General features: G+C 73.4%; 21 protein-coding genes. 6 read left to right on the forward strand and 15 right to left on the reverse strand.

Annotation, left to right across the window (positions count from 1 at the left end; genetic code table 11):
- Positions 1–501: 501 nt before the first annotated feature.
- Both eda and edd read right to left on the reverse strand, forming a co-directional pair.
- Positions 502–1,140 carry a bifunctional 4-hydroxy-2-oxoglutarate aldolase/2-dehydro-3-deoxy-phosphogluconate aldolase gene (gene eda, locus CNX65_RS07045; protein WP_096492040.1) on the reverse strand — a complete coding sequence of 213 codons (639 nt, stop codon included), beginning with the start codon at positions 1,138–1,140 and terminating at the stop codon, positions 502–504.
- Positions 1,137–3,008: a phosphogluconate dehydratase gene (gene edd / locus CNX65_RS07050; RefSeq protein ID WP_177154538.1), complete on the reverse strand. Its 1,872-nt coding sequence runs from the start codon at positions 3,006–3,008 to the stop codon at positions 1,137–1,139. The genes eda and edd overlap by 4 nt, the downstream gene beginning before the upstream one ends.
- 226 nt (positions 3,009–3,234) lie before the next feature.
- Here edd and CNX65_RS07055 point away from each other — a divergent pair, with 226 nt between their 5' ends.
- From CNX65_RS07055 to CNX65_RS07070, 4 genes are all read left to right on the forward strand, one after another.
- Positions 3,235–3,528 (forward strand): hypothetical protein, encoded by a 294-nt coding sequence (locus CNX65_RS07055; RefSeq protein WP_096492041.1) that lies wholly within the window; start codon positions 3,235–3,237, stop codon positions 3,526–3,528.
- A gap of 516 nt (positions 3,529–4,044) precedes the next feature.
- Positions 4,045–4,806, forward strand: a complete 762-nt coding sequence (locus CNX65_RS07060) for a hypothetical protein (protein WP_015800267.1) — start codon at positions 4,045–4,047, stop codon at positions 4,804–4,806.
- Positions 4,807–4,850: 44 nt separating this feature from the next.
- Positions 4,851–6,722, forward strand: a complete 1,872-nt coding sequence (locus CNX65_RS07065) for a fumarate reductase/succinate dehydrogenase flavoprotein subunit (RefSeq protein ID WP_096492042.1) — start codon at positions 4,851–4,853, stop codon at positions 6,720–6,722.
- 1 nt (position 6,723) lies between these two features.
- Positions 6,724–7,473, forward strand: coding sequence for a succinate dehydrogenase/fumarate reductase iron-sulfur subunit (locus CNX65_RS07070; RefSeq protein WP_096492043.1), 750 nt, complete (start codon positions 6,724–6,726; stop codon positions 7,471–7,473).
- Here the strand turns inward: CNX65_RS07070 and CNX65_RS07075 are convergent.
- The 7 genes from CNX65_RS07075 to CNX65_RS36730 all read right to left on the reverse strand — a co-directional run bounded on the left by CNX65_RS07075 (position 7,425) and on the right by CNX65_RS36730 (position 13,802).
- Positions 7,425–8,279 (reverse strand): ADP-ribosylglycohydrolase family protein, encoded by an 855-nt coding sequence (locus CNX65_RS07075; RefSeq protein ID WP_096492044.1) that lies wholly within the window; start codon positions 8,277–8,279, stop codon positions 7,425–7,427. The two genes, CNX65_RS07070 and CNX65_RS07075, sit on opposite strands and share 49 nt — an antisense overlap.
- A gap of 33 nt (positions 8,280–8,312) precedes the next feature.
- Positions 8,313–9,008: a hypothetical protein gene (locus CNX65_RS07080; protein ID WP_096492045.1), complete on the reverse strand. Its 696-nt coding sequence runs from the start codon at positions 9,006–9,008 to the stop codon at positions 8,313–8,315.
- A complete protein-coding gene (locus CNX65_RS07085; RefSeq protein ID WP_096492046.1) occupies positions 9,005–9,298 on the reverse strand; it encodes a MerR family transcriptional regulator in 294 nt (97 codons plus the stop codon). Before CNX65_RS07085 ends, CNX65_RS07080 begins: the two co-directional genes overlap by 4 nt.
- A 12-nt stretch (positions 9,299–9,310) precedes the next feature.
- Entirely contained in the window at positions 9,311–9,463 is a 153-nt protein-coding gene (locus CNX65_RS35175) for a hypothetical protein (protein WP_157767533.1), read from the reverse strand.
- Positions 9,464–9,491: 28 nt separating this feature from the next.
- Positions 9,492–12,338, reverse strand: a complete 2,847-nt coding sequence (locus CNX65_RS07090) for a vitamin B12-dependent ribonucleotide reductase (RefSeq protein WP_096492047.1) — start codon at positions 12,336–12,338, stop codon at positions 9,492–9,494.
- Positions 12,339–12,461: 123 nt separating this feature from the next.
- Complete coding sequence (gene nrdR, locus CNX65_RS07095) at positions 12,462–12,917, reverse strand: transcriptional regulator NrdR (protein ID WP_096492048.1); 456 nt, start codon at positions 12,915–12,917, stop codon at positions 12,462–12,464.
- A gap of 387 nt (positions 12,918–13,304) precedes the next feature.
- Positions 13,305–13,802: a LysM peptidoglycan-binding domain-containing protein gene (locus CNX65_RS36730; protein ID WP_232519729.1), complete on the reverse strand. Its 498-nt coding sequence runs from the start codon at positions 13,800–13,802 to the stop codon at positions 13,305–13,307.
- 218 nt (positions 13,803–14,020) lie between these two features.
- Between CNX65_RS36730 and lexA the strand changes: the two genes are divergently transcribed.
- Positions 14,021–14,728: a transcriptional repressor LexA gene (gene lexA / locus CNX65_RS07105; protein WP_096492049.1), complete on the forward strand. Its 708-nt coding sequence runs from the start codon at positions 14,021–14,023 to the stop codon at positions 14,726–14,728.
- A gap of 25 nt (positions 14,729–14,753) precedes the next feature.
- Here lexA and CNX65_RS07110 read toward each other — a convergent pair whose 3' ends face one another.
- From CNX65_RS07110 to CNX65_RS07120, 3 genes are read right to left on the reverse strand one after another with little or no spacing between them, the layout of a single operon-like run.
- Positions 14,754–15,857: an NHL repeat-containing protein gene (locus CNX65_RS07110; protein ID WP_096492050.1), complete on the reverse strand. Its 1,104-nt coding sequence runs from the start codon at positions 15,855–15,857 to the stop codon at positions 14,754–14,756.
- A gap of 2 nt (positions 15,858–15,859) precedes the next feature.
- Positions 15,860–17,302 (reverse strand): GTPase HflX, encoded by a 1,443-nt coding sequence (hflX, locus tag CNX65_RS07115; protein ID WP_096492051.1) that lies wholly within the window; start codon positions 17,300–17,302, stop codon positions 15,860–15,862.
- A gap of 42 nt (positions 17,303–17,344) precedes the next feature.
- Positions 17,345–17,833 carry an ArsR/SmtB family transcription factor gene (locus CNX65_RS07120; RefSeq protein WP_096492052.1) on the reverse strand — a complete coding sequence of 163 codons (489 nt, stop codon included), beginning with the start codon at positions 17,831–17,833 and terminating at the stop codon, positions 17,345–17,347.
- A gap of 108 nt (positions 17,834–17,941) precedes the next feature.
- Between CNX65_RS07120 and CNX65_RS07125 the strand changes: the two genes are divergently transcribed.
- On the forward strand, positions 17,942–19,192 hold the full coding sequence (locus CNX65_RS07125; RefSeq protein WP_096492053.1) for an MFS transporter: 1,251 nt from the start codon (positions 17,942–17,944) through the stop codon (positions 19,190–19,192).
- Position 19,193: 1 nt separating this feature from the next.
- Here the strand turns inward: CNX65_RS07125 and dapF are convergent, their stop codons facing one another.
- The 3 genes from dapF to CNX65_RS07140 are packed head-to-tail and all read right to left on the reverse strand — an operon-like array spanning position 19,194 to position 21,638.
- Positions 19,194–20,015 carry a diaminopimelate epimerase gene (gene dapF, locus CNX65_RS07130; protein ID WP_096492054.1) on the reverse strand — a complete coding sequence of 274 codons (822 nt, stop codon included), beginning with the start codon at positions 20,013–20,015 and terminating at the stop codon, positions 19,194–19,196.
- Positions 20,016–20,025: 10 nt separating this feature from the next.
- Positions 20,026–20,928: a tRNA (adenosine(37)-N6)-dimethylallyltransferase MiaA gene (gene miaA, locus CNX65_RS07135; protein ID WP_096492055.1), complete on the reverse strand. Its 903-nt coding sequence runs from the start codon at positions 20,926–20,928 to the stop codon at positions 20,026–20,028.
- Positions 20,925–21,638 carry a class III extradiol ring-cleavage dioxygenase family protein gene (locus CNX65_RS07140; RefSeq protein WP_096492056.1) on the reverse strand — a complete coding sequence of 238 codons (714 nt, stop codon included), beginning with the start codon at positions 21,636–21,638 and terminating at the stop codon, positions 20,925–20,927. The genes miaA and CNX65_RS07140 overlap by 4 nt, the downstream gene beginning before the upstream one ends.
- Between the last annotated feature and the right edge of the window lie 34 nt (positions 21,639–21,672).

A 21,672-nucleotide genomic window follows, 5' to 3' on the forward strand; every position in this document is an offset into this window, starting at 1 on the left:
CGGGAAACCGCGAAGAACGTGACACCTGCGGGGGGTAGGCAGGGGTGGCGAGCACTGGGAGTCGTCGCTGAACTGTCGCTGGGGCGGTGGCGTGGAACGGGCGCGCGGGGACGGCGGCGTGGAACGGGCGCGCGGGGATGGAAAACGGGCGTGGGAATGGGCAACCAGCGCGGGAGTCGGGAACAGGCGCAGAGCTCAGGAGCGCGCGACGGGCGCAGAGCTCAGGAGCGGGCGCAGAGCTCAGGAGTGGGCGCCGGGCTTGGGAGTGGGCGCTGGGCTCAGGAGCGGGTGCTGGGCTTTGGGAAAAGCCCGCCAGGTTGGGGGATGCCTGCAACGCCTGGGTGGCGAGGCTCGTGGAACGGGCGCTGGCGCAGGGGGCGCGAGTGAGCACGAGCTCCCGGAGTGCGTGGTCTGGGCCGGGGCTCGTGGAACGAGCGGAGCGGCGGCCCCGTGGGACCGCCGCTCCTGAGGGCGTGCGTGGCGCTCGTGCGTCGCCGCTGATCAGCGCAGCGCTGCCGCCGCGCGGGCCAGGGACTCGATGCGGGCGTAGTCGCCCGACAGCAGGGCGTCCTTCGGGGCCAGCCACGAACCGCCGACGCAGCCGACGTTCGGCAGGGCCAGGTAGCGCGGGGCGGTGTCCACCGTGATGCCGCCCGTCGGGCAGAAGCGCAGGCCCGGCAGGGGGCCGCCGATCGACTTCAGGTAGTCCGCGCCGCCCGCCGCCTCCGCCGGGAAGAACTTGAGGGCGGTCAGGCCGCGCTCGGCCAGGCGCATGGCCTCGGAGACGGTCGCCGCGCCCGGCAGGAACGGCAGGCCCGTGTCCTCCGCCGCGCCCAGCACCCGGTCCGTGCTCCCCGGAGTCACCAGGAAGGCCGCGCCCGCCTTCGCCGCCGCCGCCGCGTGCTCCGGCGCGGTCACCGTGCCCGCGCCGATCACGATCTCCGGCACCTCGGCGGCGACCCGCTCGATCGCCTCCAGCGCGACCGGGGTGCGCAGGGTCAGCTCGATGACGCCGATCCCGCCGCGCAGCAGCGCCTGCGCCAGCGGCACGGCGTGCTCGGCGTCGTCCACGACGACGACCGGGACGACGGGGGACAGCGCCAGCAGATCCTGGGCCGTCGCGTGTGCTGCGGTGGTCACCGGCTCACCTCCTGGTTGCTCAGCCCCGCGAAGTGCGAGGCGGCGATCGGGCCGAACACGCTGGCTCCCCGGTCGGCCGGGCCGACCGACCGGCGCAGCGCCGCGAACAGCTCGCGACCCGTGCCGGTCCAGGACTGCGCGTCCGGGGGGAAGTCCACCAGTTCGCGCGCGCCCAGTTCAACCGGGTCCACCAACACGTCCAAAGTGGCCGCTCCGGCGTCCACCCGCAGCACGTCGCCGTCGCGCACCCGCGCCAGCGGACCGCCCACCGCGGCCTCCGGGGTCACCTGGATCGCGGCCGGGATCTTGCCCGACGCGCCCGACATGCGGCCGTCGGTCACCAGCGCGACCTTGAACCCCCGGTCCATGAGCACGCCCAGCGCGGGCGTCAGCTTGTGCAGCTCCGGCATCCCGTTCGCCTGCGGCCCCTGCTGCCGCACCACCACGACCACGTCGCGGTCCAGCTCGCCTGCCTTGAACGCGGTCCCGAACGCCTCCTGCGAGGTGAACACCCGCGCGGGCGCCTCCACGACCCGGTGCTCCTCGGCCACCGCCGACACCTTGATCACCGCGCGGCCCAGGTTGCCGGACAGCATCCGCAGCCCGCCGTCCGCCGAGAACGGGTCCGACGCCGGGCGCAGCACCGCCGCGTCCAGGGTCTCGGTCGGGCCGTCGCGCCACACCAGCTCGCCGTCCACGAGCACCGGCTCGCGGCGGTACCGGTCCAGACCGGGACCGGCGACCGTGCGCACGTCCCCGTGCAGCAGGCCCGCGTCCAGCAGCGTCCCCACCAGGAACTGCACGCCACCGGCGGCCTGGAAGTGGTTGATGTCCGCGCCGCCGTTGGGGTACACCCGCGCCAGCAGCGGCACCACCGAGGACAGCTCGGCGAAGTCGTCCCAGCCCAGCTCGACGCCCGCCGCCGACGCGATCGCCACCAGGTGCATGGTGTGGTTGGTCGACCCGCCGGTGGCCAGCAGCGCGATCACGCCGTTGACCACGGACTTCACGTCGACGACGTGCCCGAGCGGGGTGAACTCCTCGCCCCGGCTCAGCGCGACCGCGCGCCGCGCCGCCTCCTCGGTCAGCGCCTTACGCAGCGGCGTGTTCGGCGGCACGAACGTGGCGCCCGGCAGGTGCAGGCCCATGACCTCCACGACGAGCTGGTTCGAGTTCGCCGTCCCGTAGAACGTGCAGGTGCCGGGGCTGTGGTACGAGGCGGCCTCGGCTTCGAGCAGGTCCTCGCGGGTCGCCTTGCCCTCGGCGAACAGCTGCCGCACGCGGGCCTTCTCCTTGTTCGGCAGCCCCGACTCCATGGGCCCGGCGGGCACCAGGATCGCGGGCAGGTGGCCGAACGAGAGCGCGCCGATCAGCAGACCCGGCACGATCTTGTCGCACACGCCGAGCAGCAGCGTCGAGTCGAACATGTCGTGCGAGAGCGCGATGGCCGTGGACATGGCGATGACGTCGCGGCTGTACAGCGACAGCTCCATGCCCGCGCGGCCCTGCGTGACGCCGTCGCACATCGCGGGCACACCGCCCGCGAACTGGGCGATCCCGCCCGCCCCGCGCGCCGCCTCCTTGATCCAGGAGGGGTACTCGTCCATCGGCTGGTGCGCCGACAGCATGTCGTTGTAGGCCGACACGATGGCGACGTTGGGCTTGCGCACCGCGCGCAACGCCTGCTTGTCGCCCCCGGTGATGCCCGCGAACCCGTGGGCCAGGTTGCTGCACGCGAGGTCCCCGCGCGCTGGCCGCCCCTCAAGCGCGGCGGCGTTCACTCGTTCGAGATAGGCGGACCGGCTTGCTGCGCTCCGGGCGGCAATGCGGGCCGTCACTTCTGCGACGACGGGGTGCAGGTCGCTCATTGCTCTGCGTCTCCGGTGGGTAATCACGGGCTGTGGTGGCCCCGGTGGACGACAGCGCTGGCGTCGCACGGAAGGACGTGACAGCGCACACACTAGGTGACCAGAGGGCTTGATCACAAAAACGATTCAGAATCCGGACGGCCCCGCACGGGTGTGTGGCCCTTGTCACAGTGCCCGAGAGCGGGCAGAGTCGGACGCCGGAACACGCCCAGGGAGGTCCCCCGACATGACGTCCTCCGAGATCGCCGAACTGCGCCGCGCGGTCGGCAGGCTCCGCCAGGCCGTCGTCGCGGTGCGCGCCCGCCACGGCGACGTGCCCGCCGTGCGACGCCTGGCCAACGACGTGGAGCGGCTCGACATCGACGCCGCCGACCTGTCCGAGGCGCCCATCGCGCCACGACCGCGCCAAGCCCCCGACGTGGAGCGGGAGGTGGTGGTCGTGCCCGACACGCCCTACGACGCCTCGCTCTGGCACGACGCGGACGACGAGGGGCTCGGCGGCTACCGGCAGCGCCGCTGACCCGGCCCGGCCCGCGGCCCCCGCGTCCTCGGCGCGGGGGCCGTTCGCGTTCCCGCAGCGCGGCGGCGGGGGTCCGGGCGGCCCGCGCGGGCGGTTCGGCGCGGCGCTCGTCCCACCCTGTGGACGGACGTCGCCCGGACGTGGCGGAAACCCCCGGAAGCGCCATATGGGACGCCCGATCCGGTCATCACCCGGATGGGGAAACGACAGGAACCGGGCGCGGAAGCAAGGTCGTCAGGTGGCCGAAAACGGCTCCAGCCGGACCGGACAGCGCCAGCCCGAGCACCACCACCCGGAACGGTGACAGCGGGCGAGCCGCCGCCGGACGTCGCACCGGGGGCGCCACCGCACGGGGCACGCGCGGCGCCACCGCACAGGGCGCCACCTGCACAGGGCACGACCGCACAGCGCACCACCCGCACAGGGCACGACCGCACAGGGCACCACCCGCACAGCGCACAACCGAACAGCCGAGCACCACCGCCGAGCACCACAACGACGTGGAGAGGTGAGGGGATGAGGGCGCGGATCGAACAGCGCACGCTCCGCACGGACCGCTGGTGGCTGCCCCCGCTGGCGACGGCGGCGGCCCTGCTGCTGATCTCCGCCTACGCGGCGGTGCGCACCTTCATGGGCGACTACTACTGGGTCGACGACTACCACTACCTGACGCCCATGTACTCCCCGTGCCTGAGCCAGGAGTGCTTACCTGAGGCCGCGCACTTCGGCAGGCCGCTGCCCGAGCTGCCCGGCTTCCTGACCCCGCCCGTGGTGATCCTGCCGTTCCTGCTGGGCTTCCGGGTCACCTGCTACTACTACCGCAAGGCCTACTACCGCGCCGCCTGGCTGTCCCCGCCCGCGTGCGCCGTCGCCGAGCCGCACGCCCGCTACACCGGCGAGACCCGGTTCCCGCTGATCGCGCAGAACCTGCACCGGTACTTCTTCCTCGCCGCGTCGGTCCTGCTGCTGGTCAACACCTACGACGCGCTCGCCGCGCTCACCACGGGCCTGGGCCTGGGCAACATCATCCTGCTGGTCAACGTGACCCTGCTGGGCGCGTACACCCTGTCCTGCCACTCGTGCAGGCACATCGCGGGCGGCAGGCTCAAGCACTTCTCCCGGCACCCCGTGCGCTACCGGATGTGGACGCTGGTCTCCAGGCTCAACGCCAGGCACATGCTCCTGGCCTGGGCGTCGCTGGTCTTCGTCTGCCTGACCGACCTCTACATCGCGCTGGTCTCGGCCGGCGTCGTCAGCGACCTCAGGTTCATCGGCTGACCTCCGGCGGGGCCGGTGGGCGAAGGCAGGGAGAGGAGCGGGCGTTGCCCGAGCTGGAGAGGCACACCTTCGACGTGCTCGTGATCGGCGCTGGGGGCGCGGGCCTGCGCGCCGCGATCGAGGCGAGGCAGCGCGGGGCCCGGACCGCCGTGCTGTGCAAGTCCCTGTTCGGCAAGGCGCACACCGTCATGGCCGAGGGCGGCATCGCCGCGGCCATGGGCAACGCCAACCCGAACGACAACTGGCAGGTGCACTTCCGCGACACCATGCGCGGCGGCAAGTTCCTCAACAACTGGCGCATGGCCGAGCTGCACGCCAAGGAGGCGCCGCAGCGGGTGTGGGAGCTGGAGACCTACGGCGCGCTGTTCGACCGCACGAAGGACGGCCGGATCAGCCAGCGCAACTTCGGCGGCCACGAGTACCCGCGCCTCGCGCACGTCGGCGACCGCACCGGCCTGGAGCTGATCCGCAGCCTCCAGCAGAAGGTCGTCTCGCTCCAGCAGGAGGACTTCGCCGAGACCGGCGACCACGAGTCGCGGCTGAGGGTGTTCCAGGAGTTCACCGTCACCGACCTGCCGCTGGACGGCGGGCGGGTCGCGGGCGCGTTCGGCTACTGGCGCGAGAGCGGCCGGTTCACCCTGTTCGAGGCGCCCGCCGTGGTGCTGGCGACCGGCGGCATCGGCAAGTCGTTCAAGGTCACCTCGAACTCGTGGGAGTACACCGGCGACGGGCACGCGCTGGCCCTGCGCGCGGGCGCCGAGCTGGTCAACATGGAGTTCGTCCAGTTCCACCCCACCGGCATGGTCTGGCCGCCCAGCGTCAAGGGCATCCTGGTCACCGAGTCGGTGCGCGGCGACGGCGGCGTCCTGCGCAACTCCGAGGGCGAGCGGTTCATGTTCGGCTACGTGCCCGAGGTGTTCAAGGACAAGTACGCCGAGGACGAGGCCGAGGGCGACCGCTGGTACACCGACCCCGACCACAACCGCCGCCCGCCCGAGCTGCTGCCGCGCGACGAGGTGGCGCGCGCGATCAACTCCGAGGTCAAGGCCGGTCGCGGCACCGAGCACGGCGGGGTGTTCCTGGACGTGTCGACCCGGCTGCCCGCCGAGGAGATCCAGCGGCGGCTGCCGTCGATGCACCACCAGTTCAAGGAGCTGGCCGACGTCGACATCACCGCCCAGCCCATGGAGGTCGGCCCGACCTGCCACTACGTGATGGGCGGCGTGCTGGTCGACCCGGACACCGGCGCGTCCTCGGTGCCCGGCCTGTACGCGGCGGGCGAGGTGTCCGGCGGGATGCACGGCTCCAACCGGCTCGGCGGCAACTCGCTGTCGGACCTGCTGGTGTTCGGCAAGCGCGCGGGCGAGGGCGCCGCCGACTACGCGGCCGGGCTCACCACGCGGCCCACGTGCGGCGACGAGGCGATCGCGCGGGCGCAGGAGGTCGCGCTGGCGCCGTTCGCGGGCGAGGGCGGGGAGAACCCGTACGCGCTGCACGTCGAGCTCCAGCAGACCATGAACGACCTGGTCGGCATCATCCGCCGGGCCGAGGAGATGCAGAGCGCGCTGGAGCGGCTGGACGGGCTCAAGCGCCGCGCCGCCGCGCTCACCGTCGAGGGGCACCGGCAGTTCAACCCCGGCTGGCACCTCGCGCTGGACCTGCGGAACATGCTGCTGGTCAGCGAGTGCGTGGCCCGCGCCGCGCTGCTGCGCACCGAGAGCCGGGGCGGCCACACCCGCGACGACCACCCGCGCATGGACGCCGACTGGCGGCGCAAGGTGCTGCTGTGCAGCGCCTCCGGCGACGGCGTGGCCGTGGCCGAGCTGGCCCAGGAGCCGATCCGGGCCGACCTGCTGGCGCTGTTCGAGCGCGCCGAGCTGGAGAAGTACCTGACCGCCGAGGAGCTGGAGGGCTGACGTGGGCTACCAGGGGCACTTCCGGGTGTGGCGCGGTGACGCCTCCGGCGGCGCGATGGAGGACTTCACCGTCGAGGTCAACGAGGGCGAGGTCGTGCTCGACGTCATCCACCGGTTGCAGGCCACCCAGGCCGCCGACCTCGCCGTGCGGTGGAACTGCAAGGCGGGCAAGTGCGGCTCGTGCTCGGCCGAGGTCAACGGCAGGCCGAGGTTGCTGTGCATGACCCGCATGTCGGTGTTCGCCGAGGACGAGACCGTCACCGTGACGCCGATGCGGGCGTTCCCGGTGATCAGGGACCTGGTCACGGACGTGTCGTTCAACTACGCCAAGGCGCGCGAGGTGCCCGCGTTCCGGCCGCCCGAGGACCTGGAGCCCGGCGAGTACCGGATGGCGCAGGTGGACGTCGAGCGCTCGCAGGAGTTCCGCAAGTGCATCGAGTGCTTCCTGTGCCAGGACACCTGCCACGTGGTGCGCGACCACGAGGAGAACAAGGAGGCGTTCTCCGGGCCGAGGTTCCTGATGCGGGTCGCCGAGCTGGAGATGCACCCGCTCGACACGGCCGACCGCGTCGAGGCGGCGCGCTCCGAGCACGGCCTCGGGCTGTGCAACATCACCAAGTGCTGCACCGAGGTGTGCCCGGAGCACATCGCCATCACCGACAACGCGCTCATCCCGCTGAAGGAACGCGTGGCGGACCGGCGCTACGACCCGCTGGTGTGGTTGGGCAACAAGCTGTTCCGCAGGTCCTGAGGCAGCGGCTCGCGCGCGGCCAGCCACTCCGGCGGGACGGGCGCGCGGACGACGCCGCCCACCATCGCGGCGGTGGTGTCCACGTCCCCGCCCGCGCGCACGCAGGCGCCGATCGCGGCGCGGTAGTCGTGCGCGTGGGTGGCGGCGATCCACAGGACGAGCGGGACGCTGGTGAGCGCGGTGGGGCGGGAACCGTTGCCGAGGTGGTGGACGGCTTCCTCCGGCGAGCGGCCCAGCAGGCTCTCGGCGAGCGCGACGGCGTCGCGGACCGCGCCGGGCCGCAACCGGTCCAGCGCCGCCTCGAACACCGCGTCCGGGCGCGCGGCGGCGAGCGCGACCGCCACCGCGCCGTCAACGCCCTCGGGGTGCGCGTGGGTGACCTCGGCGGAGCGGGTGGCCTGCTCGACCACGGCGTCCAGGTCGTCGGCGAAGAACGCGCCGACCGGGGCGACGCGCATCGCGGCCCCGTTGCCGAGCGACCCGCCGCCGAACGCGCCGGCCGCGGCCTCGCGCCAGGGGACGCCGTCGCGGAGCCGGCGCAGGATCGTGATCGCGCCGGGGCCGTAACCCCGGTACGGGTCGCAGTGCTCGGCGAACGCGGCGGCCAGGCGGTCCTGCACGATCTCGCCCCGGTCGCGCAGCTCGGCGGTGACCAGGCAGGCCATCTGGGTGTCGTCGGTCCACGGCCACGGGGGCGGGCCGGGGGTGAGGGTCTCGGGGGAGGTGCCGGGGACGAAGAACTGGGCGCCGAAGGCGTCGCCGGTGGAGAGGCCGTCGAGTGAGGTCAGGGCTTCGGGTAGGGGCATGGTGGGGGTGATGCTAGGGCTGTTGTCGGGTGCTCAGCGGATCAACCCCTTGGCCAGCACCGCAGCCGCCGCGACAGCCGGGGAGGTGCGGTTGGCCTGCCTGCCAGGTTTCTTCCGGGGGTGCAGGTCCGGGACGCGCCGGGCCGCCGCCAGCGCCGCCGCGTCGTCCGCGCGCAGCAGCGCTTCGGCGATCCGCAGGTGGTCCCCCCTCGGCGTCCCGGCCAGCTCCGCGGCCATGACCGCGACCTCGTGCGCGACCACCCGGCCCGGTTCCGGGTGCAGACCGGCCAGGCACGCCAGCAGGTAGCGGACGGCGGGCGGTTCGACGGCCCAGCGGAGCAGCAGCGGGGGGAGCGCGCCGGCCACCGCAGCGTGCACGTCCTGGGTCCACTCGGCCGCGATCGGGAACGGGTAGGGGCGCCAGTCGCTCACCAGGCTCTGCGGCCAGAGGCCGGAGAAGTGGACGAGGTCGCGGAGCAGGTGCTCGCGCTGCTCGGCGGACGCGGAGGGGACCAGCGCCGCCAGGAAGGGCATCGTGGGCGCGGTCGCCGGGTAGCAGGTGCCTTGGTGCACCAGGTGCTCGCCCAGTTCCCGCCACAGGTCGTCCCAGTTCGGCGGGCGCCGCGCCAGCGCGCGGAGCAGCACGGGGACCTCCGGCGCGCCGCCGTCGTCGTCCAACCCGGCCCAGTCCACCTCGTCCAGGCCGGGCAGGTCGCTCGCGCCGCTCACACCCGCTCCAGCGCGGCGGCCAGGCGGTCGTGGGCCACGCGCAGGCCGCGCTCGGACGGTGGCGCGGTCAGCACGTCGCCGTCCAGGCACGGTTCGAACTCGCGCACGTCCTCCAGGGGCAGGCCGACCGCCAGCAGGCAGCGGGTGTTCCCGACCCGCGTCACCGCCGCGTGCGGGTAGGCGCGGTAGCCGTTGGTGGCGCGGGTCGAGGTCAGCAGGCCGGTCTGCTCGTAGTGCCGCAGGGCGCGCGGGGTGGTCCCGGTGGCGGTCGCCAGTTCTCCGATCAGCACCGGGGCATTGTGCTACGCGCCCACCGCCGCGCCGCCGTCCACGGGCAGCACGACCCCGGCGGTGAACGGCGCGCGGGCCAGGTGCGCGAGCGGCTCGATGTCGTTCCCCAGGGTGCAGGAGCACGAGCGAACGGGGTGGGCGCCGGCTCGAAAGCCCGTGCCCACCCCGCTGTTCAGCTCAAGCGCTCAGCGATCAGCTGCAGCCCGACGTCGACCCGCAGCCCTCGCACAGGTAGCACGACCCCGCGGGCCGCATCTTCGTGCCGCAGGTCATGCACAGCGGCGCGTCCGCGACCGTGCCCAGGCGCAGCTCCAGCAGTTCCGTGGAGCTGCCCACCCGCGCGGGCGGCTCGGTCGTCGCGGGCTTCGACTCCGGCTCGCGGGTCGGGGTCGCGTCGACCGTCGTGCGCAGGCCCTCCAGGTCCACGTCGGCGCCCGGCGTGCCGTAGTCCGCGTTGACCTGCGCGGTGCGCTCCTCGGCGGTGAAGATGCCGAGCTGGGCGCGCTTGTCGTGCGGCAGGTAGTCCAGGGCCAGCCTGCGGAACAGGTAGTCCAGGACGCTCGTCGCGATGCGCACGTCCGGGTCGTCCGTCATGCCCGCGGGCTCGAAGCGCAGGTTCTGGAACTTCGAGACGTAGAACTCCAGCGGGATGCCGTACTGCAGGCCCACCGAGATCGACATCGAGAAGGCGTCCATCACGCCCGCCAGGGTCGAGCCCTGCTTGCCCAGCTTGACGAACACCTCGCCGAGGCCGTCGTCCGGGTAGGAGCCCGCGTGCAGGTAGCCCTCGGCGCCGCCGACGGTGAACGACACCGTCTGCGACGGGCGCTTCTTCGGCAGGCGCTTGCGCACCGGGCGGTACTCGATCACCGTCTCCGGCGCCTTCTCGGCGGCGGTCGACGCCTTCGCGGCCTTGCCCGCCGACAGCGGCTGGCCGACCTTGCAGTTGTCGCGGTAGATGGCCAGCGCCTTCAGGCCCATCTTCCAGCCCTGGTAGTAGACCTCCTCGACCTCCTCGACGGTCGCCGTCTCCGGCATGTTGACCGTCTTTGAGATCGCGCCGGACAGGAACGGCTGCACGGCCGCCATCATCCGGACGTGGCCCATCGGCGTGATGGAGCGCTCGCCCATCGCGCAGTCGAACACCTCGTAGTGCTCCGGCTTCAGGCTGGGCGCGTCCACGACGTGGCCGTGCTCGCCGATGTGCTCGACGATGGCCTCGACCTGCTCGGTCGGGTAGCCCAGCGCGGACAGCGCGCGCGGCACGGTCTGGTTCACGATCTGCATCGACCCGCCGCCGACCAGCTTCTTGAACTTGACCAGCGCCAGGTCCGGCTCGATGCCGGTGGTGTCGCAGTCCATCATCAGGCCGATGGTGCCGGTGGGGGCGAGCACGCTGGCCTGCGCGTTGCGCCAGCCGTTGAGCGCGCCGATCTCCTGGCACCTCTGCCACTCCGCCGTCGCCAGCGAGCGCGTGTTGGCGTCGTTGGCGTGCAGCGTGCGGATCTCGTCGTTGGCCGCCGCGTGCTTGCGGATGATCCGCTTGTGCGACTCGGCGTTGCGCGCGTAGCCGTCGTACGGGCCGACGACGCCCGCGAGCTCGGCGGACCGGCGGTAGGACACCGCCTGCATCAGCGAGGTGATGGACGCGGCTAGCGCCCGGCCGCCCTCGGAGTCGTACGCGTGGCCGGTGGCCATGAGCAGCGCGCCCAGGTTCGCGTAGCCGATGCCCAGCTGGCGGAACGCCCGCGTGGTCTCGCCGATGGCGGGGGTCGGGAAGTCCGCGAAGCAGATCGAGATGTCCATCGCGGTGATGATCAGCTCGACCGAGCGGGCGAACAGGTCGGCGTTGAACGAGCCGTCGTCACCCAGGAACTTCATCAGGTTCAGCGACGCCAGGTTGCAGCTGGAGTTGTCCAGGTGCATGTACTCCGAGCACGGGTTGGACGCGGTGATCCGGCCCGACTCCGGCGTGGTGTGCCAGTCGTTGATGGTGCCGTCGTACTGGATGCCGGGGTCGGCGCACTCCCACGCCGCCTGCGCCAGCTTGCGGAACAGCGACTTGGCGTCGACGGTCTCGATGACCTCGCCGGTGCCGCGCGAGCGCAGCCCGAACTCCTTGCCCTCCTCGAACGCGCGCATGAACTCGTCCGAGACGCGCACCGAGTTGTTGGCGTTCTGGTACTGCACGGAGACGATGTCCGAGCCGCCCAGGTCCATGTCGAACCCGGCGTCCCGCAGCGCGCGGATCTTGTCCTCCTCGCGCGCCTTCGTCTGGATGAACTCCTCCACGTCCGGGTGGTCCACGTCCAGCACGACCATCTTGGCCGCGCGGCGGGTCGCGCCACCGGACTTGATCGTCCCCGCAGACGCGTCGGCGCCGCGCATGAACGACACCGGGCCGGACGCGGTGCCGCCCGAGGACAGCAGCTCCTTGGACGAGCGGATGCGCGAGAGGTTCAGGCCCGCGCCGGAGCCGCCCTTGAAGATCAGGCCCTCCTCGCGGTACCAGTTCAGGATCGACTCCATCGTGTCGTCGACCGACAGGATGAAGCAGGCGCTGACCTGCTGCGGCGACGCGGTGCCGACGTTGAACCACACCGGGGAGTTGAAGCTGAACACCTGGTGCAGCAGCATCCAGGTCAGCTCGTGCTCGAACACCTCGGCGTCGGTCTCGGTGGCGAAGTAGGCGTGCTTGACGCCCGCCTCGACGTACGACTTGACCACCCGGTCGATCAGCTGGCGCAGGCTGCTCTCCCGCACCGCGCTGCCGACCGCGCCCCGGAAGTACTTGCTGGTCACGATGTTCGTCGCGTTGACCGACCAGAACGACGGGAACTCGACGCCCCGCTGCTCGAAGTTGATCGAGCCGTCGCGCCAGTTCGTCATGACGACGTCGCGCTGCTCCCAGGTCACCTCGTCGTAGGGGTGCGTCCCCGCGGTGGTGTGGACGCGCTCCACCACGAGCCCGGCCTGCTTCCCCCCTGCACCGTTGCGGTTGGCCGTCTTCTTGCGCGAGCCACCAACGGTTTCCGTCATCTGCCGGTCCCTCGAATCTTCTGGTCTATTGGCGATCTTTGTCTTTGAAGCCCGTGCCGCGACCACGTCCGGGTGCCCTTTTCCCGTGCGTGTCGGCCGCGGAAACCTTGTCCGGCCGAAGCCCTAGTCGTCCCGCGCCGCTCCGCGCAGGTCCGCGATCTCCTTCTCGAAGTCCTCGACGGACGAGAAGGACCGGTACACGCTGGCGAAGCGCAGGTAGGCGACCTCGTCGAGGTCGCGCAGCGGGCCCAGGATGGCCAGTCCCACCTCGTGGCTGGGGATCTCGGCGACGCCGGTGGAGCGGATGCTCTCCTCCACGCGGTGCGCGAGGTGCTGGAACGCGTCGTCGTCGACGGGTCTGCCCTGGCACGCGCGCCGCACGCCGTTGACGACCTTGTCCCGGCTGAACGGCTCGGTCACCCCGGAGCGCTTCACCACGGCGAGGACGGCCTCCTCGACGGTGGTGAAGCGGCGCCCGCACGTGGAGCACGACCGGCGGCGGCGGATCACCTGGCCCTCGTCGACCTCGCGGGAGTCGACCACGCGGGATTCCGAGTTCCGGCAGAACGGACACCGCACGCCTTGCTCCCCCTTGTCGGCGCAGCACTCATCGCGTCAACCCAGGTGACGGGGAAACCCCCATCGGTGGGCCGACTTCGACGGTGCAACCACTAGATGTGGGGGTCAACCTATGCCTGATCCACAACGCCGCGCAATCCGGGGGGTGTGATCCGAGAGGGCCCGCGGGGTCGGCGGTAGCGCACCGCTGATCGTCGTCGAACGGGCAGTGACCGCCGTCCCGCTCGGGGGTGACCGGGGAGGGGTGCGCGGGTCACTCTCCGGAGCGGCGACCTCGGTTGTCCGAGAGGCGGTGGCGCGTTCAGCCTGGTGGGGGAAATCGTGCGTGATGGTCACCACTGGGGTGGCCGGGGTCCGGGGAGGGGCGTGCTCACCCCCGGCGCGCGCTCAGGGCGCGGGGAGCCCGTCCGGCACGGTCAGCGCCTGTCCCGGCCGCACGACGGCGTCCGGCCCGCCCAGCCCGTTCAGCTCCGAGATCCGCTCGGCCACGGCCTCCGGGTCGCTGCCCGGCGCGGACCGCTCGGCCACGTCCCGCAGCGTCTCGCCGACCTGCACGTGCGCGGTGGTCGTGCGGTCCGGCACGCCCGAGATGCCGGACGCCTGGAGGTAGACCAGGCTGATGGCCGCGGCGGCCAGCGCGGCCAGCAGCGCCTCGCCGAACGCCCGCAGCAGCGACCGGGCCCTGCTGGGCGCGGGGGCCCGCTCGGGAGCGGGCAGCGGCGCGCTCCGGGCGCTCGCGGGGCGCCGCCTGGCCAACCGGTCGGCGCTCTCGAACCGCCGCAGCACCCGTGGGCCGGGCACCGCGCCCGGCCCCAGCGGGACGTCCTCGGCGCGGGTGTCCTCCACCAGCGCGAAACCCCTAGAAGTGCCCAGGACCACCGCCACGCCGTCTCCTCCACCGCAGGTCATCGGATCATGATCGAACAACCGTTCGATCGAACGCCCGTGCGAATGTGTACCACCGGGAGCCTCGGAATAGCTACGACACGCCGGGATTTACTCGAACAGGTGTTTGATCTGGACAGGGGTTGCGACTACCTTCGACACTTGAAGATCGACCGACAGCCGGCCTGCCAAAACTGGTCCGGTCAGGAGGAATCACCGTGGCCCGGAAGACCGACGACGCCCCGCTCGCCGCCCCGGCGGCGCAGGCCGCCCCGGCGGCGCCAGCCGACGTCGCTGGCAACGCGGGCCTGACCCTGCGCCAGCGCAAGGTGCTCGACGTGATCCGGGACTGGGTCGACCGCTTCGGCTACCCGCCCAGCGTGCGCGAGATCGGCGAGGCGGTGGGCCTGACGTCCACGTCCTCGGTCGCGCACCAGTTGCGCGCGCTGGAGCGCAAGGGCTTCCTGCGCCGCGACCCGAACCGGCCGCGCGCGGTCGGCGTGCTGCCCGCGGAGATCGTCACGGGCCTCGACCCGGCGGCCAAGCCCACGCCCGCGTACGTGCCCATGCTGGGCCGGATCGCGGCGGGCGGGCCGATCCTGGCCGAGCAGTCCATCGAGGACGTCTTCCCGCTGCCGCGCGAGATCGTCGGCGAGGGCGAGGTGTTCCTGCTCAAGGTCGTGGGCGACTCGATGGTCGACGCCGCGATCACGGACGGCGACTGGGTCGTGGTCCGCCAGCAGCCCACCGCCGACAACGGCGAGGTCGTCGCCGCGATGATCGAGGGCGAGGCGACCGTCAAGACGTTCAAGCGCAAGGACGACGGGCACGTGTGGCTGCTGCCGCAGAACCCGGCCTACCAGCCGATCTTCGGCGACGAGGCGACCATCCTCGGCAAGGTCGTCGCGGTCCTGCGCAGGCTCTAGGGCCGGGTTGGCGGACCGGCCGGGCTCAGCCCCGCGCCCGCCGCCCGCGTCCCCACCGGGACCGCGCCCACAGGGCGAGGCCGAACACCGCCACGACGCCGATCCCGACCAGCGCCACGCGGACCCGGTCGAGCCACTCGGGCCCGTTCCCGGCCGCCGAGGGGTCCGCTGCGGGCCGCGCGGCCTCCGCGCCGGGACCGGTCGACGTCCCGCCCGCCTCCTCGCCGGGCGCCGTGCTGGACGGCCGTGCGGACGTGGCCGCGTCGACCGCCCCGGAGACCGACCGGACCGCCGACGAGGTCCCGCCGTCCCCGAACTCGGACGCGGACAGCAGCGTCCCGTCCGGCTCGAACGCGATCGCCTCGCCCTGCGCCTCGCCCGGCAGCGGCACCCGCACCGGCTCGCGCCCCAGCGCGGCCACCAGGTCCCCGTCGACCACCGGGTACAGGTAGACCTCGGTGTAGGTGCGCAGCGCGGCGACCGACCCGTCGCGGGACATCGCCCCACCGGTCACCAACCGGGTGACCAGGCGGCTCTCCCGAGGCCCGCCGGGGGTGTCCGTGCTGGGCAGGGACAGCGCCGCGACCTGCTCCAGCGGCGTCGGCCCGGCCTCGTTCAACGCCCCGACCGGCCGGTACACCAGCGCCTGCCCGAGCGCCTCCTTGGTGACGACGTGCGGCACCCCGGCCGCGTCGAGCAGCAGCGCCTCGGCGTCGTGCGGGCCGTCCGGGTAGGTCAACCGGTGCAGGCGGGTCGTCCCGTCCTTCGACAGCGCGTGCAGCGCCACCGTGCTCCGGGAGCGGTTGTTGTCGCCGGTGTCGGAGACCCACAGCGTCCCGTCCGGCGCGAGCGCCAGGTCCTCGGCGTCGTACGGGTCGGTCGTGCCGGAGATCGTGCCGACGACCGAGCAGTCCCGGCCCAGCACCTGGACCTGGAGCACCCCGTCGTCGTCGTCGTTCAGCGCGTACCAGCGCCTGCCGTCCGAGGCGAGCCCGGACAGCTCGGCCAACCGGGGATCGGTCACCCGGCACACGTCGGCGACGGCGGGCTGCGCCGGGGCGGGCCCGGCCGTCACCAGGAGAAGGGCGGCGACGGCCGGGAGGACCCCGGCCGCGCGCGCCGACCGCACCCTCAGCTGCGGCTCCCCACCGCGTACTGCTCCAGCGCCCCGGCCAGGTCGGGGTGCACGCGGGCGCTCAGCTCGGTGCCCTCCTCGGTGTGCCGCTCCTTGAGCACCTCGCCCTCGCGGTGCACCCGCGCGACCAGCTCGCCCCGCGCGTACGGCACCAGGGCGTCCACCACGACCTCGGGCCGGGGGATCAGCCCGGCGATGACCCGCCGCAGCTCCTCCACGCCCTCGCCGCTGTGCGCGGACACCAGCTGCGAGCCGGGGAACAGGTTCCGCAACCTGGCCTGCACCAGCTCGTCCACCGCGTCGATCTTGTTGACCACCAGCAGCTCCGGCGGCATCGGCTCCTCGCGCTTCTCCACGATCTCGCCGATCACCTCGCGCACCGCCGCGACCTGCTTCTCCGGCATCGCGTCCGAGCCGTCGACCACGTGGATCAGCAGGTCGGCGTCCGCGACCTCCTCCAGCGTGGACCGGAACGCCTCGACCAGCTGGTGCGGCAGGTGCCGCACGAAGCCCACGGTGTCGGTCAGCGTGTACGGCAGCCCGTCCGGGGTGCTGGTGCGCCGGGTGGTCGTGTCCAGGGTCGCGAACAGCGCGTCCTGGACCAGCACGCCCGCGCTGGTCAGCGCGTTGAGCAGGCTGGACTTGCCCGCGTTGGTGTAGCCGGCGATCGCGACGCTGGGCACCGAGTTGGCCACGCGCCCGCTGCGCTTGGTCTCCCGGATCACGCCCATGGACGCGATCTCGCGCCGCAGCTTCGCGATCCGCGCGCGGATGCGCCGCCGGTCGGTCTCCAGCTTCGTCTCACCGGGGCCGCGCAGACCCACACCGCCGTTGCCGCCACCGGCGCGACCACCGGCCTGCCGGGACAGCGACTCGCCCCAGCCGCGCAGGCGGGGGAGCAGGTACTGGAGCTGGGCGAGCTCGACCTGGGCCTTGCCCTCCCTGGAGGAGGCGTGCTGGGCGAAGATGTCCAGGATCAGCGCGGTCCGGTCGATGACCTTGACCTTGAGCCGCTCCTCCAGCTGCCGCAGCTGGCCGGGGGACAGCTCGCCGTCGCAGATCACGGTGTCCGCGCCGGTCGCGATGACCACGTCGCGCAGCTGCTCGACCTTGCCGGAGCCGATGTAGGTGGCCGGGTCGGGGCGGTCTCGCCGCTGCACGAGCCCCTCCAGGACCTGCGAGCCCGCCGTCTCGGCGAGCAGCGCCAGCTCGGCCAGCGAGGCCTCGGAGTCCGCCGCCGTGCCCTCGGTCCACACCCCGACGAGCACGACCCGCTCCAACCGGAGCTGCCGGTACTCGACCTCGGTGACGTCCTCCAGCTCGGTGGACAGGCCTGCGACGCGGCGCAGCGCGGCCCGCTCGGCGAGCGCGAGGTCGCCGGTGGACAGCTCCTCGTCGTGGTCGAAGCGGTCGTCGTCGTGGTTGTTGTTGTCCCTCATATGCCCTTCATGGTCCCACGTCCCGGCCCTCGGCCGAAGCGGTTAATCCGCGGGGTACACGGCCAGGTAGATGGCGACGTGCTCGGCGTCCGGGTCGGCGGGCCGGTCGGCCAGCTCATCCAACAACGCCCGGAACCTCCCCATCAGTTCCTGCTGATCAGCCCTGGCCACCAGACGGGTCTGCTCCACCCGGTCGACGCCGACGTCGGCGACCTCGCCGAGGAACGCCTCCAGCAGCGCCTCGCCGACCGACGGGTGCTCCTCGCTCCAGCTCAGCCGCCAGGACAGGCCGGTGGACAGGTAGGGGATCTCCTTCGCGCCCCGGTTGCCCGCGCGCGGCGGCTGGGCCTGGAGGAACCCGGTGGCCACGAGCTTGCGCACGTGGTGCAGCACCGTCGCCGGGTCCTTGCCCAGCTGGTGCGCCAGCTCCTTGTTGGTCAGCGCCCGGTGGTGCGTCATCCGGATGATGCGCAGCCGCACCGCCGAGGCCAGCGCGGCGGCCTCCTCCTGCGTCGCGACCCGTTCTCCCACGTCGAACAGGATAGGCGGGCCGGGCGCCGGTGATCGGGTCCGGCGTCCGGAGGGCCGCCCCGTCGAAGTGATTGACACTTTCCAATCACTGACGTCACACTTCCGGGCATGTCCCTCTGGTCCCACCGCGACTTCCGCCGCCTCTGGGTCGGCGACACGATCAGCCAGTTCGGCTCCTCCATCGGGCACACCGTCGTCCCGCTGCTCGCCGCGGGCGCCCTCGCCGCCACCCCGTTCGAGATGGGCGTGCTCTCCGCCGCCACCACCGCCGCGTTCCTGGTCATCGGCCTGCCCGCGGGCGTCTGGGTGGACCGGCTGCGGCGCAGACCCGTGATGCTCACCGCCGACCTGGTCAGGGCCGCGCTGCTGCTGTCCGTCCCGGTCGCCTGGTGGGCCGGGGTGCTCTCGCTCGCGCAGCTGGTCGTGGTGTCGCTGCTGGTCGGCGCGGCCACCGTCATGTTCGACGTCGCCTACCAGTCCTACCTGCCCGCCCTGGTCGGCCGGGACCAGCTGGTCGAGGGCAACACCAAGCTCCAGACCAGCCAGTCCGTCGCCCACGTGTCCGGCCCGTCGCTCGCGGGCCTCGCCGCCCAGGCGTTCGGCGCGGCCAACGGCGTGCTCGCCACCGGCGTCGGCTACCTGGTCTCGGCGTGGGCGCTGCTGCGCATCCGCACCGCCGAGCCCGAACCCGACCGGGCCGCGCGGACCGGGCTGCGCCGGGAGATCGGCGAGGGCCTGCGGTTCGTCCTCGGGGACCGGTCGCTGCGCGCGATCGCGCTGTGCACGGCCACCGCGAACTTCTTCGGCAGCGCGGGCCTCGCGCTCCAGGTGCTGTTCCTGACCCGCCACCTCGACCTGTCCGAGGGCGCCGCGGGCCTGCTGCTCAGCGTCGCGGGCGCGGGCGGCCTGCTCGGCGCGGTCACGGCGGGCTGGTGGACCGCGCGGTTCGGCCAGACCCGCACGATCTGGCTGGTCCTGCTGGTCACCAACCCGCTCGGGCTGCTCATCCCGCTCGCCGCGCCGGACTGGCGGCTCGGGCTGTTCGTCGTCGGCGAGCTGGCCGTCGCGTACGGCGGGCTGGTCTACAACATCGCCCAGCTCAGCTACCGGCAGGCGCGCTGCCCCGACCGGCTGCTCGGCCGGATGAACGCCTCGATCCGGTTCGTGGTCTGGGGCGTCATCCCGCTGGGCGGGCTGCTCGGGGGCGCGCTCGGCGGCTGGATCGGGATCGTGCCGACGCTGTGGATCGGGTTCGGCGGGCAGGCGCTGGCCGGGCTGTGGGTCTTCTTCTCCCCGCTGCGCGGCCAGCGCGACCTCGCCGAGGCGCGGACCGCCGAACCCGAGCGGTCCCCGTCCTGAGCTAGAGCGCGTCCCACCAGGACCGGTCCAGCTCGCCGCGCGCCAGCAGCACGGCCGGACCGGTCAGCGTGCTGCCGCCCTCGTCGACCGTCACGCGCACCCGGCCGCCGGGGACCAGCACGTCCGCCGCCCCCGCCGCGCGGCCCGTGCCGTGCAGCCAGGACGCCACCGCCGCCACGGTCCCGGTGCCGCACGAGCGCGTCTCGCCGACGCCCCGCTCGTGCACCCGCATCCGCAGCTCGCCCGCGCCGTTCATCCCGCCGTCGGCGAGCACGTTCACGAACTCCACGTTCACCCCGGCGGGGAACAGCCCGCGGTCGTAGCCGGGGGTGTTCCGCAGCAGGTCCAGCCCGGCCACCGGCACGTCGGTCACGCACGCCAGGTGCGGGTTGCCCACGTCCACGCCGACCCCGGCGAACTCCGCGCCGCCCAGCACCGCCACCGACTCCCCGGTCAGCCGCACCGGGCCCATGCCCACGGTCACCGAGCCGTCCGGGTGGGCGGTCACCGAGCGCTCGCCCGCGCGAGTGGCGATCTCGAACTCGCCCTCGGGTGCGAGCCCGGCGGACACCAGGTACCGGGCGAACACCCGCACCCCGTTGCCGCACATCTCGGCGATCGACCCGTCCGCGTTGCGGTAGTCCATGAACCACGGACCCAGGTCCAGCCGCACCACGCGCAGCACGCCGTCCGCGCCGAGGCCGCGCTGGCGGTCGCACAGCGCCCGCACGCGCTCCTCGGTCAGGTCCAGCTCGTTGTCGGCGTCCGGGAGCACGACGAAGTCGTTCTCCGTGCCGTGCCCCTTGAGGAACTCCACACCCACGGGCGCCAGGCTACGGGGCCAGGTGGGCGAGCACCTCGTCGACCAGCCCCGGCGACCCGGCGTCGAACCAGGCGACCCGCTTGTCCCGCCGGAACCACGACCGCTGCCTGCGCACGAACCGCCGAGTGCCGCGCGCGGTCTCCTCGGCCGCCGCCGCGAGGTCGCCGTCGCCGTCGAGCGCGGCCAGCACCTGCTGGTAGCCCAGCGCCCGCGACGCGGTCAGCCCGTCCCGCAGCCCCACCGCCTCCAGCGCCCGCACCTCGTCCACCAGGCCCCGCTCGAACATCCGCCCCACCCGCAGGTCCACCCGCGCGTCCAGCTCCTCCACCGCGCGGTCCAGCCCCACGAGCACCGCGCCGTACCGGGCGGGGCCGGGCTTGGGCATGGTCGCCGAGAACGGCCGACCGGTCAGCTCGATCACCTCCAGCGCCCGCACCACGCGCCGGGTGTTGCCGGACAGGATCGCGCCCGCCGCCACCGGGTCCAGCGCGGCCAGCCGCTCGTGCAGCGCGCCCGCGCCGACCACCGCCAGCTCGTCCTCCAGCCGCGCCCGCACCGCCGCGTCCGTGCCGGGGAACTCCAGCTCGTCCAGCACCGCCTGCACGTACAGCCCGGACCCGCCCACCAGCACCGGCGTCCGGCCCTGCGCCAGCAGCGCCTCCACGGCCGCCCGGCCGTCCCGCTGGTAGGCGGCCACCGACGCGGACTCGGTCACGTCCAGCACGTCCAGCAGGTGGTGCGGCACGCCGCGCCGCTCGGCCTCGGTCGCCTTGGCCGTGCCGATGTCCATGCCCCGGTACAGCTGCATGGAGTCGGCGTTGACGACCTCCCCGCCCAGGCGCAGCGCCAGCTCCACGGCGAGGTCGGTCTTGCCGGTGGCGGTGGGCCCTACGACGGCGATGGGAACGGTCACGCCCCAGTGTCCCAGAGCCCCCGCTCCCACACGGCCAGGTGGTAGCCGACCCCGAACGGGGCGTCGAACCACGACCGCGCGCAGCGCCACGGCCCCGGAACCCCGGCCAGCACCTGCCAGGCGGCCCGCCCCTGCGCGCCCAGCTCGCGCGCCAGCTCCGGGTCCAGCGCGGCCAGCGCCGCCGGGTCCGCGCCCGCGAGCGCCGCCCGCACCGAGCCGTCGAACCCCGCCGCCCGCTCGTCCGGCCGACCGACGGCCCGCTCGCCGTGCCGGTGCGACCCGTCGCCCAGCACCAGCAGCGCGCCCTCGGGGGCCGAGGCCAGCCCCGCGCCGAGCGCCGCGCACTCGTCTGCGGGCAGGTCCGGCGGCACCAGCACCACCCGCACGCTCCGCGCGCCCACCCGCTCCCGCAGCCACCCCGCCACGAGCGCGGGCAGCGGGAGGTCCGGGTCCACCTCGCCGGTCGCGTCATCCGACAGGGCGATCCGCACGTCCACGCCGAACCCCCCGAACGTGCCGCCCGCGCCGGAGAGCTCGCGCACCGGACCCGGCGCGACCCCCACCGCCACCCACTCGGCGGAGCGCGAGGCCAGCTCACGTGCCCCTGCCAGGCACGCGGCGCGCACCGGCTCCGTCTCGGCGACCGCGCCGCCCACCAGTTCGGGCACCAGCAGCGGAGGGTGCGGCACCACCGCGACGCGGGAGATCATGGTTTTGACGTTACCCATCTGCCACCACCAGTAC

The sequence above is a fragment of the Actinosynnema pretiosum genome (genome assembly GCF_002354875.1).
In the GTDB taxonomy this organism is placed as follows: domain Bacteria; phylum Actinomycetota; class Actinomycetes; order Mycobacteriales; family Pseudonocardiaceae; genus Actinosynnema; species Actinosynnema auranticum.

Bases quoted from the DNA above. Each gene is read 5' to 3' on its own strand.
- CNX65_RS07090 (WP_096492047.1), bottom strand. From the start codon at position 12,338: ATGACGGAAACCGTTGGTGGCTCGCGCAAGAAGACGGCCAACCGCAAC.
- CNX65_RS07140 (WP_096492056.1), bottom strand. From the start codon at position 21,638: ATGATCTCCCGCGTCGCGGTGGTGCCGCACCCTCCGCTGCTGGTGCCC.
- CNX65_RS07060 (WP_015800267.1), top strand. From the start codon at position 4,045: ATGAGGGCGCGGATCGAACAGCGCACGCTCCGCACGGACCGCTGGTGG.
- edd (WP_177154538.1), bottom strand. From the start codon at position 3,008: ATGAGCGACCTGCACCCCGTCGTCGCAGAAGTGACGGCCCGCATTGCC.
- CNX65_RS07125 (WP_096492053.1), top strand. From the start codon at position 17,942: ATGTCCCTCTGGTCCCACCGCGACTTCCGCCGCCTCTGGGTCGGCGAC.
- CNX65_RS07055 (WP_096492041.1), top strand. From the start codon at position 3,235: ATGACGTCCTCCGAGATCGCCGAACTGCGCCGCGCGGTCGGCAGGCTC.
- hflX (WP_096492051.1), bottom strand. From the start codon at position 17,302: ATGAGGGACAACAACAACCACGACGACGACCGCTTCGACCACGACGAG.
- CNX65_RS07075 (WP_096492044.1), bottom strand. From the start codon at position 8,279: ATGCCCCTACCCGAAGCCCTGACCTCACTCGACGGCCTCTCCACCGGC.